16 protein-coding genes are annotated in these 13,408 nt (G+C 33.1%); 1 reads left to right on the top strand and 15 read right to left on the bottom strand.

Features of this window, described 5'->3' with window-relative positions; translation table 11 throughout:
• Nucleotides 1–36 precede the first annotated feature (36 nt).
• The 9 genes from fabG to ACK2WN_RS00795 all read right to left on the bottom strand — a co-directional run bounded on the left by fabG (nucleotide 37) and on the right by ACK2WN_RS00795 (nucleotide 7,618).
• Nucleotides 37–795, bottom strand: a complete 759-nt coding sequence (fabG, locus tag ACK2WN_RS00755) for a 3-oxoacyl-[acyl-carrier-protein] reductase (protein WP_300527841.1) — start codon at nucleotides 793–795, stop codon at nucleotides 37–39.
• Complete coding sequence (gene fabD / locus ACK2WN_RS00760; RefSeq protein ID WP_330000430.1) at nucleotides 785–1,750, bottom strand: ACP S-malonyltransferase; 966 nt, start codon at nucleotides 1,748–1,750, stop codon at nucleotides 785–787. The genes fabG and fabD overlap by 11 nt, the downstream gene beginning before the upstream one ends.
• A gap of 12 nt (nucleotides 1,751–1,762) precedes the next feature.
• Complete coding sequence (gene fabK, locus ACK2WN_RS00765) at nucleotides 1,763–2,689, bottom strand: enoyl-[acyl-carrier-protein] reductase FabK (protein WP_416154543.1); 927 nt, start codon at nucleotides 2,687–2,689, stop codon at nucleotides 1,763–1,765.
• 8 nt (nucleotides 2,690–2,697) lie between these two features.
• Nucleotides 2,698–3,684, bottom strand: coding sequence for a beta-ketoacyl-ACP synthase III (locus tag ACK2WN_RS00770; RefSeq protein WP_416154544.1), 987 nt, complete (start codon nucleotides 3,682–3,684; stop codon nucleotides 2,698–2,700).
• Between the two features lie 24 nt (nucleotides 3,685–3,708).
• On the bottom strand, nucleotides 3,709–4,740 hold the full coding sequence (plsX, locus tag ACK2WN_RS00775; RefSeq protein WP_006440053.1) for a phosphate acyltransferase PlsX: 1,032 nt from the start codon (nucleotides 4,738–4,740) through the stop codon (nucleotides 3,709–3,711).
• A gap of 12 nt (nucleotides 4,741–4,752) precedes the next feature.
• Nucleotides 4,753–5,310, bottom strand: coding sequence for a transcription factor FapR (fapR, locus tag ACK2WN_RS00780; RefSeq protein ID WP_416154545.1), 558 nt, complete (start codon nucleotides 5,308–5,310; stop codon nucleotides 4,753–4,755).
• Nucleotides 5,311–5,566: 256 nt separating this feature from the next.
• Nucleotides 5,567–5,743, bottom strand: a complete 177-nt coding sequence (gene rpmF, locus ACK2WN_RS00785; protein WP_006440051.1) for a 50S ribosomal protein L32 — start codon at nucleotides 5,741–5,743, stop codon at nucleotides 5,567–5,569.
• Between the two features lie 16 nt (nucleotides 5,744–5,759).
• A complete protein-coding gene (locus tag ACK2WN_RS00790; protein WP_300527854.1) occupies nucleotides 5,760–6,293 on the bottom strand; it encodes a YceD family protein in 534 nt (177 codons plus the stop codon).
• Nucleotides 6,294–6,421: 128 nt separating this feature from the next.
• Nucleotides 6,422–7,618, bottom strand: coding sequence for an acetate/propionate family kinase (locus ACK2WN_RS00795; protein WP_300527856.1), 1,197 nt, complete (start codon nucleotides 7,616–7,618; stop codon nucleotides 6,422–6,424).
• Nucleotides 7,619–7,824: 206 nt separating this feature from the next.
• Here ACK2WN_RS00795 and ACK2WN_RS00800 point away from each other — a divergent pair, with 206 nt between their 5' ends.
• Nucleotides 7,825–9,174 (top strand): nucleotidyltransferase, encoded by a 1,350-nt coding sequence (locus ACK2WN_RS00800; RefSeq protein ID WP_416154546.1) that lies wholly within the window; start codon nucleotides 7,825–7,827, stop codon nucleotides 9,172–9,174.
• A 175-nt stretch (nucleotides 9,175–9,349) separates the two neighbouring features.
• On the opposite strand, the gene mscL is transcribed toward ACK2WN_RS00800, so the two are convergent.
• The 6 genes from mscL to rsmD all read right to left on the bottom strand — a co-directional run bounded on the left by mscL (nucleotide 9,350) and on the right by rsmD (nucleotide 13,407).
• On the bottom strand, nucleotides 9,350–9,769 hold the full coding sequence (gene mscL, locus ACK2WN_RS00805) for a large conductance mechanosensitive channel protein MscL (RefSeq protein WP_300527860.1): 420 nt from the start codon (nucleotides 9,767–9,769) through the stop codon (nucleotides 9,350–9,352).
• A 35-nt stretch (nucleotides 9,770–9,804) separates the two neighbouring features.
• Nucleotides 9,805–10,329 carry a hypothetical protein gene (locus ACK2WN_RS00810; protein WP_300527863.1) on the bottom strand — a complete coding sequence of 175 codons (525 nt, stop codon included), beginning with the start codon at nucleotides 10,327–10,329 and terminating at the stop codon, nucleotides 9,805–9,807.
• 168 nt (nucleotides 10,330–10,497) lie between these two features.
• Nucleotides 10,498–11,688: a coenzyme F420-0:L-glutamate ligase gene (locus ACK2WN_RS00815; RefSeq protein ID WP_300527865.1), complete on the bottom strand. Its 1,191-nt coding sequence runs from the start codon at nucleotides 11,686–11,688 to the stop codon at nucleotides 10,498–10,500.
• A gap of 130 nt (nucleotides 11,689–11,818) precedes the next feature.
• A complete protein-coding gene (locus tag ACK2WN_RS00820; RefSeq protein WP_329999817.1) occupies nucleotides 11,819–12,340 on the bottom strand; it encodes a hypothetical protein in 522 nt (173 codons plus the stop codon).
• A 1-nt stretch (nucleotide 12,341) separates the two neighbouring features.
• Nucleotides 12,342–12,845, bottom strand: coding sequence for a pantetheine-phosphate adenylyltransferase (coaD, locus tag ACK2WN_RS00825; RefSeq protein ID WP_118548241.1), 504 nt, complete (start codon nucleotides 12,843–12,845; stop codon nucleotides 12,342–12,344).
• Nucleotides 12,838–13,407 (bottom strand): 16S rRNA (guanine(966)-N(2))-methyltransferase RsmD, encoded by a 570-nt coding sequence (rsmD, locus tag ACK2WN_RS00830; RefSeq protein ID WP_329999816.1) that lies wholly within the window; start codon nucleotides 13,405–13,407, stop codon nucleotides 12,838–12,840. The genes coaD and rsmD overlap by 8 nt, the downstream gene beginning before the upstream one ends.
• Nucleotide 13,408 lies beyond the last annotated feature (1 nt).

Raw genomic sequence — 13,408 nt, forward strand, 5'->3', positions numbered from 1 at the left:
TTTTGTTTTAATAGTCTTTAAAACTTTTAATTAAATTTACATAACCATTCCACCGTCTACGTTAATAACCTGACCTGTTATATAACTAGACATATCACTTGCTAAGAATAATGCTGTATCTGCTATATTCTCTGCGTTTCCTATACATTTTTTAGGAATCTGCTCAAGCATTTTTCCTTTTAAATCATCTGATAAGACATCAGTCATATCTGTTTCTATAAATCCTGGTGCTATAGCATTTATATTTATGTTTCTTGAAGCTAATTCTTTAGCTACAGCTTTAGTAAATCCTATTACACCAGCTTTAGATGCGCAGTAGTTTGCCTGTCCAGCATTTCCTACAACACCTACTACAGAAGACATGTTTATTACTCTTCCGTATTTTTTCTTCATCATAAACTTAGTGGCAGCTTTAGTTACATTAAACACACCTTTTAAATTTATGTCTATTACCTTATCAAAGTCTTCTTCTTTCATTCTCATAAGCAATCCGTCTTTTGTTATTCCAGCGTTGTTTACAAGAATATCTATCTTTCCAAATTCAGCTACTATATCTTCAACCATTTTAGTAGCATTTTCAAAATCTGAAACATCGCATTTTATTATTTTGCAAGTTTTTCCTAGTTTTTCTATTTCTTTGCTAACTTCTAGTGCAGCTTCTTCATTTGATGTATAGTTTATAGCCACATCTGCTCCATTTTCGGCAAATGCAATCGCTATTGCTCTACCTATACCCCTTGAGCCACCAGTCACAAGCACCGACTTTCCTTCAAAATTTAGTTTATTAGTTGCCATTGGCTTCACCCCCAATTGACTCTATAAATGCATTTACATCAGCTGCCGTATCTAAATTTACTATCTCTACATCAGCTTTTTTCTTAGATGCTATTTTTTTAATAAAAGCTCTAAGTGTTTTACCTGGTCCTATTTCTATAAATCTATCAAAACCTTCATCGATTAATTTAGATATAGAATCTTCCCAAAGAACTGAGCTATATACCTGTTTTATAAGTATTGATTTTATTTCCTCTGGATCTTTGTGTATATTTGCATCTACATTAGATACAACATCAACACTCGGCTCTTTCATATCGACTTTATCTAATTCTAGTTTTAATTTTTCTCCAGCTCCTTTTAATAATGAAGAGTGGAATGGGCCACTTACATCTAGCATAATTGCTCTTTTGGCTCCATTTTCTTTTAAAAGAATTGTTGCTTCTTCTACAGCTGCTTTTTCACCAGATATTACTATCTGTGCTGGCGAATTATAATTCGCAATCTCAACTGTACCTGATTCTAATTTGAGAATACATTCTTCTATGAGTTCTCTACTTGCTCCTATTACAGCGCACATTGCACCTTCTCCATCTGCAACTTCATTGCTCATTATAAGTCCTCTTTTTCTAACAAGAGATACTGCATCTTTAAAATCCATTGTATTTGCAGCAGTTAAAGCACTATATTCACCTAAGGATAACCCTAAACAAGCATCGTATTTAAAGCTTTCATATTTAGATAGTATTTCCATTATAGCCATACTATGTGTTAAAAGAGCTGGTTGTGTGTTTTCTGTCTTAGAAAGTAAATCCTTACACTCTTCATTGTGCATCATGCTTATTAAATCAAAATCTAGTATAGAATTTGCTTTATCTATAACATCTTTTGCCTCTTTAAAGCTCTCGTATAAGTCTTTTGCCATTCCTGTATACTGAGCTCCCTGTCCAGGAAATACTAGGGCTGTCTTACTCATATCTAATCCCTCCTAAAATATTCCCGGCATTATATATAAAGCCTGTTTTGAAATTTCTTCTACTATATCTTTACAAGGTTTGATTTCTCTAACCATTGCTGCACTCTGTCCTGCCATAAAAGATCCACCGTCTTTATCACCTTCTACAACAGCTAATCTAAGTGCACCTGCTCCTAATTTTTCTAATTCTTCAGGAGATGCTCCTTCTTTTTCCATTTTTAAGTATTTTTTAGCTAATTTATTTTTTAGAGTTCTAACTGGATGTCCTGTTGGTCTTCCTGTTACAACTGCATCTCTGTCCTTAGCTTTTAACACCGCATCTTTATAATTCTGATGTATGTTACATTCTTCAGAACATATAAATCTTGTACCTATCTGAACTCCTTCTGCACCTAGTGCAAATGAAGCTGCTATTCCTCTACCATCTGCTACACCACCAGCTGCTATAACTGGTATGCTTAGAGCTTCTGCAACCTGAGGAACTAACACCATAGTTGTAAGTTCTCCTATATGTCCTCCAGCTTCTGTCCCTTCAGCTATTACAGCATCAGCACCTAGTTTTTCCATTCTCTGTGCTAAAGCTACTGTAGGAACAACAGGAATTACTTTTATTCCAGCTTCTTTTAATCTATCCATATATTTAGCTGGGTTTCCTGCACCAGTTGTTATCCCTGCTGGTTTTTCTTCTATTATTAAATCTATAACCTCATCTGCATTTGGAGACATTAACATTACATTTACCCCAAATGGTTTATCAGTTAATCTTCTACAGTTATCAATTTCTTTTTTTACTATATCGGCAGTAGCACTACCAGTTCCAATTATCCCAAATCCTCCAGCATTTGATACAGCTGCAGCTAAATTTGAATCAGCTACCCAAGCCATACCACCCTGGATTATAGGGTATTTTACATTTAGTATTTCACAGATTCTATTCATAAATCCTCCTATATACTCCACTCAACAACAGAAGCGCCCCAAGTAAGACCTCCACCAAATCCAACAAGTACTACCTTATCGCCTTTTTTTAGCTTTCCTTCTCTAAAAGCTTCATCCATTGCCACTGGAACAGATGCCGACGACATATTTCCGTATCTTGTTAAATTTACATATACCTTATCTTTTTCTAACTTTAATCTTTTTGCCGACGAATCTATTATTCTTATGTTAGCCTGATGTGGTATAAGAAAATCTATATCTTCAAGAGTTAGATTTGCAGCTTCTACAGCCTTAACTGATTCATCAGCCATTTTTCTAACAGCAAATTTAAAAACATCATTTCCCGCCATCTGAACTGTATGAAGCTTGTTTCTAACACTTTCTTCACCTGCTTTTATTCTGGATCCTCCAGCAGGTATTTTAAGATAATCTTTACCAGAACCATCCGCACCATTAGTAATAGATAGGATACCACCATTTTCTACAGCTGAGATAACAGCAGCACCTGCTCCATCTCCAAATAGAACCGCTGTAGATCTATCGTCGTAATTTATAACACTAGATAAAGTTTCTGCTCCTATTATCAGTACGTTTTTATATGCTCCTGATTCTACAAACCGTTTCGCAATATTCATAGCATATAAAAAACCAGAACAAGCAGCTGCTAAATCAAATGCCGCAGCATTTACCGCTCCGATATTTTCCTGAACAATACAAGCAGTAGCTGGAAGAGGGCTGTCTGGAGTAATAGTTGCAAGGATTATCATATCTACATCTTTTGGCTCAAGTTTTGCACATTCTAATGCTTTTAATGCAGCTTTTGATGCAGTATCTGAAGTTGCCTCTCCTTCTGCAACCTTTCTTCTCTCAGAAATCCCTGTTCTCGTCCTTATCCATTCATCTGACGTGTCCATTATCTTTTCTAAATCGAAGTTGGTTACTACATTCTCGGGAACATAGCTTCCAACCCCTATAATACCTGCTTTTATATCCATATTTTCTATTCTCCCATAGTGATTTTATTCTTCATCACCGCTGGCTTCTTCTTCCTTCTTAGAATACTCATTTATGAATTCTTTTATATCCTCAACAACATTTCCTTCAGCAAATTTAATAGCCTGTCTAACAGCATTTTTTATTGCTTTGGCATCAGAGCTTCCGTGAGCTTTTATAACTCCACCTTTAACCCCTAGTAGAGGTGCTCCACCGTATTCTGAGTAATCCATATATGCTTTTAATTTTCTAAGATCATCCTTAATTAAAAGAGCCCCTAATTTTCCTTTTGTACTAGACATAAGAGTTTCTTTTATTAAGCCCATAAGCGAAAGGGCTATACCCTCAGCGGATTTTAGAAGTATATTTCCAGTAAATCCATCACAAACTATAATATCTGTTTTATCATTTATAACATCTCTGGCTTCTACGTTTCCTATAAAGTTTAAATCAAGCCCTTTTAATTCTTCATATGCTTTCTTAACTAAGTCGTTACCTTTACCTTCTTCTGCACCGACATTAGCAACTGCTACTCTAGGTTTTTCTATACCTAAAACTTTTTTAGAATATATATCTGACATTGCAGCAAATTCAACTAAGTTTCTTGGCTTACAGTCTGCATTTGCACCACCGTCAGCTATTATTGTCATTCCTTTTTTAACATTAGGTATTGCTGGACAAAGACAAGGTCTATCTATTCCCTTTATTCTTCCAACAACGAAAAGTCCTCCTGCAAGAAGTGCACCAGTATTTCCAGCTGAAACAACAGCCTCTGCTTTTCCTTCTTTGACCATTCTTAAAGCTACAACCATTGAAGAATCTTTCTTGCTTCTTATCGCCTTTACAGGTTTGTCTTCATTTTCAACTACTTCTGTTGTGTGTATTATTTCAAGTCTATTTTTATCAAATTCGTATTTTGCAAATTCTTTTTCAAGAATTTCCTTATCTCCTGTAACAATTAACTCTACATTTTTGTATTCATTTATGGCATCAACTGCTCCTTTTACATTTGATACTGGAGCATTATCTCCACCCATTCCATCTAAAGCTATTCTCATATTAAATTCCTCCTATTCCATTTCTTCAAATATAAATTTACCTCTAAAAATTTGTTCCTGTTTCTTATTGTTGATTACGACTTTAACATAGTGCTTTTTGTCGACATTTCTATAAATTTCAGCCTTTGCTATTAGCCTATCACCTTTTTCAACAAATTTTATGCATTTTATATTTGCAACTCTCATTATTACTTTAGGCGTATCTATTATCGCCATCGCTAGCGATTCCGCAAGCGAGAATATATACGTATCTTTTAAAGTTCCAGTATTAGAGTAAATCATATCCTCATTCACTTCTAGCATAGAAATCCCAAGCTCTCCTACAGATATATCTATTATCTCTCCAGTTATTTCTTTCATTCCTAAAGTTCTAACCTTTGTGCTCTGTGACTCAGCTATGTTTTTAACTCTTTCTCTGAGTTCTGGAATATTCAGACTCATACGGTCTAGCCTGATAGTCTGTACACTGACACTGAATACTTCAGCAAGTTCTTCATCTGTGTAGAACGGATCTGTCTTTAACATATCAACAAGTTCCTTCTGTCTCTGAACTTTACTTCTCTTTTTCATGTTACCTCCAATTTTTATAGCTAGTTTTTATGACCAACTACTAATAGTAGTATATATTATATGCTCATTTTTTTCAACACTTAATTTTTCACTTTTTTTCTATTTACCCCTAGAAAAAAAATATTCTCAGCATTTTGAACAAAAATTATCCTAATTATACATTACCACAAATTAAGACCAAGTACAAAAAAATGAACAAAATGCATAAAAAAAACATGTAGATTACTCTACATGCTTTTTTCTATTTGTAAACTTATTATTTTTCTACGATTTCTTTACCTTTGTAATATCCACAATCAGGGCAAACTCTGTGTGGTAATTTTGGTTCATGACACTGTGGGCATTCTACGAAACCTGGTGCAACCATTTTTGAGTTAGCTGCTCTTCTCATATCTCTTTTTGATTTAGAAGTTTTTCTCTTTGGTACTGCCATTTAGGACACCTCCTCTTTATTCATTTTTCAGTAATTCTTTTAATTTAGCAAAACGTGGATCAATATTATCCTCGTCATTTATCTTTTCGCTGCATCTGCAATCCTCTTTATTAAGGTTTGCTCCACATCCTGGGCAAAGACCCTTACAATCTTCACCACAAAGAACTTTATGAGGCATATTAAATTCTAAATTCTGAGCTATTATTTCTAAAAGGTCTACATTTTCGTAGTCTTCTACAATAAATGCATCGAATTCTTCATATTCATCCTCAGTATAATTGTTCTCCTGCACTATAAAGCCCTGTATATTGAAATCTAAAGGAATTTCAACTTCTTCAAGACATCTAGAACATCTGTCCACAACTGTCATCTTGACGTCTGAATTTATATACAGCTCTTTACCATTACGAGTTACTTTACCCGTAACTTCAATAGGTGAAGCTAATTTATATTTTTCATCACAGTAACTAATAGTATCAATTTCTTCGCAAAAATTCAAGTCAATTTTATCAATTTCTTTTCCGCGTAGTTTGTCGACATTAATTATCATAAAGCTCACCTCTTTGCATTTACCTAATTATTATACAAATCATAAATTTGTTTGTCAAGTATTTTTACTTGATAGGTAAAATTTTGTTTAAATTTTGTATCTTTTGTAGTCTAATTCAACTAATTTTATTATTTTACTAATGCTAAAGTATCTCTAGCTATCATTAATTCTTCGTTAGTTGGTATTAATAACATTTTAACTTTAGAGTCTTCTGTAGATATTACAGTTTCTTTTCCTCTAACGTTGTTAGCTTCTGCGTCTAATTTCATTCCTAAGAATTCCATGTTAGAAGCTATTTCAGCTCTTATTCCTATTCCGTTTTCACCAACACCAGCTGTGAATACAACTGCATCTAATCCGTTCATTTCTGCTGCATAAGCACCTATGTATTTCTGAACTTTTTTAACGTAAGCATCTAAAGTAGCCTGAGCTAATTCATTTCCTTCGTTAGCTGCTGATTCTATATCTCTGAAGTCTGAAGATATACCAGTCATTCCGTATACACCAGATTCTTTGTTCATTAATTTATCAAGACCATCTGCGTCTAATCCTTCTTTTCTCATTAAGAATGGTAGTATAGCTGGGTCTATGTCACCACATCTAGTTCCCATTATTAAACCTTCAAGTGGAGTGAATCCCATAGAAGTATCTACACATTTTCCACCATCTACAGCTGCTATAGAAGCACCGTTTCCTAAGTGGCAAGTTACTATTTTAAGGTCTTTTATGTCTTTTCCTAGCATTTCTGCTGCTTTTTTAGATACGTAGTTGTGAGAAGTACCGTGGAATCCGTATCTTCTTACTCCGTATTTAGTGTATAATTCGTATGGAAGTCCATATAAGAATGATGATTTAGGCATTGTCTGATGGAATGCTGTATCAAATACACCTACCATTGGTACATCTGGTAATATTGCTCTACAAGCATCTATTCCCATTAAGTTTGCTGGGTTGTGTAGAGGAGCTAAGTCTATACATTCTTTTAAAGCTTCTTCTACTTCTGGTGTTATTAATGCTGAAGATGCGAATTTTTCTCCACCGTGAACAACTCTGTGACCTACTGCATCTATTTCTTTCATATCTTTAACTGCTCCAACTTTTTCGTCAGCAACAGCGTTTAATACAAGCTGTATAGCGTCTTTGTGGTCTTTCATTGGCTGTTCAACAACGTATTTGTCTGCTAAACCTTCTTTTTCGTGTTTAAGAACAGAACCTTCTATTCCTATTCTTTCTACTAAACCTTTACATAAAACTGATTCATTTTCCATATCTATTAACTGATATTTTAATGATGAACTACCGCAGTTTAAAACTAATATTTTCATTATTTATACCTCCAGAAATTTGTTGTCATTTTTTTGCTGCACTATTTCCCTCAATACTGCAACTTTTACTTATATAAAAACCGAATTAACATTACTAATATATCATTTTTTTGCGTAAATTTAAAGTCTTTTTCCTTTTTTATTTCATTCACTTGAGTTATACTTTTTTTATTAGAAGAATTTTTTTAAAAGGAGTTTAATTTTTTATGAATATAACTGGCTTAATAGTCGAATACAATCCATTTCACAACGGTCATATATATCACTTACAAAAATCTTTAGAAAAAACAAATGCAGACGCATCAATCGCTGTTATGAGTGGAAATTTTATACAAAGAGGAGAGCCTGCTCTATTTGATAAATTTTCAAGAGCAAAGGCTGCTGTTGAATCTGGTGTAGATTTGGTTGTAGAACTACCATCAATCTACGCATCTCAAAGTGCAGAGCTTTTTGCAAAAGGATCTATTACACTTTTAAACTCTCTAGGATGCGTCGATTCAATTTGCTTTGGAAGCGAGGAGGGAGATGTCGATATCTTATACCTAATTGCGGAAATACTTTGTTTAGAGCCTCAGGAATTTAAGGAAAAACTTTCTTATTATCTAGCTGAAGGTATGCTCTTCCCTACTGCTAGAAACAAAGCTTTATTTGATTATATAAATTCACCTAATTTTTCATTTGGGGATAACTTTAAAAATATAGATTTAACTGAGGAAAGGCTTAACGATATTCTGAGCTCTTCAAACAATATTTTAGGGATTGAATATATAAAGCAACTAATATCATTAAAAAGCGATATAAAACCATTTACAATAGGAAGAATTCACTCTGAATACAATTCAGAGGAGATATCTGGCAATATAAATTCTGCAACGGCTGTCAGAAAAAAACTTAATGAAATAATTTCTCATGTGGAAGCTAGTAATTCATCAGATGTCGATAGTTTAGTTGATGCAATAAAAAATTCTACAGATATAACCAACTCAATTCCAGAAACTACACTCAATATGATTACTTCAAATATAGAAAAAGGATTTTTCCCGATGTATCCAGAGTACTTCTTTGAAACACTTATTGCGACTATAATAAGAGATAAAAAAAATCTAGAATCATACTTTGACATTTCTGAGGGAATTGAAAACAAAATATTCAAATCGGCACTTGTAGCAAAAGATTACGACGAATTATTAAATTTGATAAAATCTAAAAGATACACAATGACTAGAATAAAAAGATGTTTAAACAACATCCTTTTAGGAATTACTAAAGACGATATGGAAACTGCTAAAAAAATAAATTACATTCCATACGTAAGAATACTGGCGTTCAACTCAAAAGGGCGAGAAATAATAAGAGAAATAAAAAAATCATCTGAAATAAAAATAATAAACAAATTCTCAGAAGTAGAACACTTCATGGACGATGAAGAATTTAAATCTCTAATCGAAAACGACATAAAATGTACGGACATGTACAACACAATTTACTACAAAAAAAATAGATCCCTACTAAAAGGATCTACAGACTACTTTATAAAACCGATATACGTAAGATAAACTTTATTACAATATATTTTTTACCGTATCATCAAATTTACAAACTAAGGGCAAGAGATATAACTGCTCGTATGCGACAATACTGCAAGCGCTCCACAACTGCTAAATGTGTTACTCTAACAATGTGGGGCGCTGAAGCCTGGAGCCAAGAGCAGTTATACTCTTGCCCTTTTACTTATAAATTTGATGTGCAATGTGGACATCTAGTCGCATCTATTGCTATTTCAGTTTTGCAGAACGGACATACTTTTGTAGTAGGTGCTGCCTGTTCTTCTTCCTCTTTTTTCTTAATAGCTAACTTAGCAGAAAAACCATTCATTAGCTTGATTATTGCAAATAGTACTGCAGCCATTATCAAGAAGTTGATAACCGCTGTTATGAAGCTTCCATAGTTTAGAGTAACATCTCCAACTATATTCCATTTTAAATCACTAAAGTTCATTCCTCCAAAAATACCAAGTATAGGGTTTATAATATCAGTTACAAAAGAATTAACTATTCCTGTAAATGCACCACCTATAATAATCCCTACTGCCATATCCATTACATTTCCGCGGCTGATGAATTCTTTAAATTCCTTTAAAATCTGCTTCATATCAATTCTCCCTCTTCTTTTATTATATTTTTATATTATTTTTTTATAAAGTTAGCTTCGTTACCTAAAGAAATAGTCTGTTTTTCAGTTTCTTCCCCATTCTTATACTCAAACACAAGTTTATGCTGATTTAATAATTTTTTTATACCCGCATTATCAAGACCTTTAGTATATAGTATAAAGTCCTCATCATATCTATACACTCTGTCTATATCATTTTCACTAGATGTAGCATTTCCTGAAACATATCTCTGTATTGAATCTACAGTACCACATTTTCCTTTGAATGTAGGTATAGTCATCTTCATATCAGAATATTTATCGCTGTAGTTAGTATATACTGATATATTAACAACCTTAAACTCATCTCTGTTTATATTTCTACCTAACTGTTCGATTTCTATACTTTTAAATTCTTCTATGTTAGGTGTTGCAACATCCACCTCAACCTGTATATTAGGGTCTTTTGCTTCTTCATCAGTTTTTTTACATCCTGTCATTAAAACAGAAGAAAATACAACTGTAGAAGCAAGTAAAAGTGCTAATAGCTTCTTTTTCATTTTCTTAACCTCCAACAAATCTTTTTTATCAATTCTATTTAAATATTATAACATAAAAATTTTATTTGTATTGCTTATAGACAAATTTTTTATAAACTATCCATATTTATTAACAAAAAAGAGGCTAATGCAAATCTGCAACAGCCTCTGTGTAATCTAATTATTTGATTAGTTTGTGAAGTTATCGAAGTATCCCTGTATATGTACTATTGGAGTACCTTTATCTCCACTTCCTGAAGTAAGGTCACATAATGAACCTATAAGGTCAGTTAATCTTCTTGGAGTAGTACCCTGAGATACCATTTCTCCTACTAAATCATTATCTTTATTTTTTATGTATTCAGATATAGCGTCTTTTAATTCATCACCTTTTAAATCAGCGAAATCATTGTCTGCTAAGTATTTTAATTTAACTTCGTTTGGAGTTCCTTCTAAACCTGAAGTATAAGCTGGAGAAACTACTGGGTCAGCAAGTTCCCATATTTTTCCTACTGGATCTTTGAAAGCTCCATCTCCGTATACCATAACTTCTACGTTTTTACCAGTTCTTTCTTTGAACTGTTTCTGAACTTCTTCAACGAAATCTTTACAATCTCTTGGGAATAATTTTACAGTTTCTTCAGTTGATTTATTAGTTCCTAGTAATCCGTAGTTTTCATTGAATCCACTTCCGTTTACTGATTTAGTTAATATGTCATCAAGACCTATTACAACTTCAGCTCCTGCTTCTTTAAGTATTCTCTTAGTTCTTTTTCTTGTGTGTATATCACAAGTTAAAACATTTTTAGTGTAGTTTAATATAACTTTTGGGTTGTTAGCGAATATAACTTCTACTTCAGCCCCAGCTTCTCTTATTAATGAAGCATAGTAATCTACATAGTCAACACCTGTGAATGTGTGTTTATTTTCTCCAAATAATTCTCTATATTTTTCAAGAGTAAGTACATCTGAGTATGGGTTAACACCTTTTTCATCAAGAAGCTCTATATCAACTAAATGATTTCCAACTTCATCAGATGGGTAGCTTAGCATAAGAACTACTTTTTTAGCTCCTCTAGCTATACCTTTTAAGCATATAGCGAATCTATTTCTACTTAATATAGGGAATATAACACCTATTGTTTCTCCACCTAACTGAGCTTTTACATCTTCAGCTATATCATCTATTTTTGCATAGTTGCCCTGTGCTCTAGCTACTATTGCTTCTGTAACAGCTACAACGTCTTTATCTCTCATTTCATAATTTTCGCTTTTAGCTGCATCTAATACAGATTCTACTACTATTGTTGCTAGATCGTCTCCTTCTCTTATGATTGGAGCTCTTACTCCTCTAGAAATTGTTCCTACTTTTCTCTCCATATTGGTATCACCTTTCTTTATATAAATTAATTGGTTTTAACAAATTTATCGTAAAATTTTATATCTATTAATAAACAATCCTTAACTAGTATATAAAAAAATTAGGTTAATGGCAAATATTTTTTGTTTTTTACTTAAATTCTTCGCGATTTTTTCTAATTTCGTCTAAAATAGTGACTATATGCTCTTCAACTTCAGATAAAAGTTCGTCAGCATACTCAGCAGTACCAACTTTTATTTCTTCAGAAACAGCTTTTGCATTGCTGATTATTTTCTGTGCTTTTTCTTCTGCTTCTAAAACAGGTTTGCTGCTATTTATATAATCGTTTACAGCATCTTCTGTATCTAGTCTTATTTCTTCAGCCTCAGCCTTAGCATCTTCTATTATTTCTACTGCTTTCTTTTCAGCATCGTCTAACATTTCCTGAGCTTCAGCTATTGCTCTGTTCATTATATCTTTACTTTCTTCGGCTACACTCTTAGCCTGTTCAAGTTCTCTTGGAAGAGCTCTTTTTATATCGCTTATTATATCTAGTGCATCCTGTCTTTCTATACTACACTTGTGAGAATTAAACGGTACTGAAGAAGCCTCCTGAATAAGAAACTCTAATTCTTTTATAAGGTCTATTATGTGTGAATCTTCTATATGCATACTATATCTCCTTTTTATTCATCTTAATTTTTAATTCTTTTAGCACCTGCTCTGGAACCAAATTTTGTATATCTGCTCCAAAAGATAGTACCTCTTTTATAAGTGAAGAGCTTATGAAAGAAAATTTAGTATTGCTTGGAAGGAAAATAGTCTCTATAGATGAATCTAGTTCTCTATTCATATGAGCCATCTGTAATTCGTAGTCTACATCTGCAGCACTTCTTATTCCTCTGACTAATGCATCTATTCCATTCTGCTCGCAATATTTTACAAGTAACCCATCAAACGAGATTACTTTTACATTGTCTAAGTCAGATGTACAGTCCTCTATTAATTTTATTCTCTCTTCTAAAGTAAATAATGCTTTTTTATTAGGATTTATTAATATCCCTACTTGAAGCTCTCCAAAAAGTTTTGACGCCCTTCTTATAATATCTAAATGACCATTTGTAATAGGGTCAAAACTACCAGCAAAAATAGCTTTTTTCACATTACATTTATTCATCGCTATCCTCCACACTTAGCTTATAAAAACTAAGTACTGTTATTCCATATTTTTTTTCCTTTACCTTGACTATATTTCCTATCTCGTCTGGTAGCTCATCTTTTTTATCATGCTCTACCACAATCACTCCATCCTCAGAAAGTATCTGGTTCTTATCTATTCTTTCTATACAGTCTACAAAAAGTCCTTCATAATATGGCGGATCTAGCATAATTATATCAAATTCTTGTTTTTTAATACCCATATCAGATATAACATTTTTATAATCCTTATTTATTACTGTACTTTCCTGCTCAACTCTAGCCTTTTTTATATTAGACTGAATTATCTTTATACTTTCCTTACTCAAATCTGAAAATACGCAATGTTCAGCCCCTCTAGATAGACATTCTATCCCAAGCGAACCCGATCCTGCAAAAAGGTCTAAAACATTTGCATCCATCACGTATGAATTTATTATATTAAAAAGTGATTCTTTTACTCTATCAGTTGTAGGTCTTACACTCTGATCCTTAGGTGGATTAAGTTTCAATCCCCTAGCTTTTCCAGAAATAACTCTCACG

Origin of the sequence: Peptacetobacter sp. AB800 (genome assembly GCF_047807365.1) — a bacterium.
Classification (GTDB): Bacteria; Bacillota; Clostridia; order Peptostreptococcales; family Peptostreptococcaceae; genus Peptacetobacter.

Coding starts and splice junctions, on each gene's coding strand:
- mscL (WP_300527860.1), bottom strand. CDS start 9,769: ATGAAGCAGATTTTAAAGGAATTTAAAGAATTCATCAGCCGCGGAAAT.
- fabK (WP_416154543.1), bottom strand. CDS start 2,689: ATGAATAGAATCTGTGAAATACTAAATGTAAAATACCCTATAATCCAG.
- fabG (WP_300527841.1), bottom strand. CDS start 795: ATGGCAACTAATAAACTAAATTTTGAAGGAAAGTCGGTGCTTGTGACT.
- coaD (WP_118548241.1), bottom strand. CDS start 12,845: ATGAATAAATGTAATGTGAAAAAAGCTATTTTTGCTGGTAGTTTTGAC.
- ACK2WN_RS00770 (WP_416154544.1), bottom strand. CDS start 3,684: ATGGATATAAAAGCAGGTATTATAGGGGTTGGAAGCTATGTTCCCGAG.
- ACK2WN_RS00815 (WP_300527865.1), bottom strand. CDS start 11,688: ATGGAGAGAAAAGTAGGAACAATTTCTAGAGGAGTAAGAGCTCCAATC.
- fapR (WP_416154545.1), bottom strand. CDS start 5,310: ATGAAAAAGAGAAGTAAAGTTCAGAGACAGAAGGAACTTGTTGATATG.
- plsX (WP_006440053.1), bottom strand. CDS start 4,740: ATGAGAATAGCTTTAGATGGAATGGGTGGAGATAATGCTCCAGTATCA.
- ACK2WN_RS00810 (WP_300527863.1), bottom strand. CDS start 10,329: ATGAAAAAGAAGCTATTAGCACTTTTACTTGCTTCTACAGTTGTATTT.
- ACK2WN_RS00795 (WP_300527856.1), bottom strand. CDS start 7,618: ATGAAAATATTAGTTTTAAACTGCGGTAGTTCATCATTAAAATATCAG.
- rpmF (WP_006440051.1), bottom strand. CDS start 5,743: ATGGCAGTACCAAAGAGAAAAACTTCTAAATCAAAAAGAGATATGAGA.
- ACK2WN_RS00800 (WP_416154546.1), top strand. CDS start 7,825: ATGAATATAACTGGCTTAATAGTCGAATACAATCCATTTCACAACGGT.
- fabD (WP_330000430.1), bottom strand. CDS start 1,750: ATGAGTAAGACAGCCCTAGTATTTCCTGGACAGGGAGCTCAGTATACA.
- ACK2WN_RS00790 (WP_300527854.1), bottom strand. CDS start 6,293: ATGATAATTAATGTCGACAAACTACGCGGAAAAGAAATTGATAAAATT.
- ACK2WN_RS00820 (WP_329999817.1), bottom strand. CDS start 12,340: ATGCATATAGAAGATTCACACATAATAGACCTTATAAAAGAATTAGAG.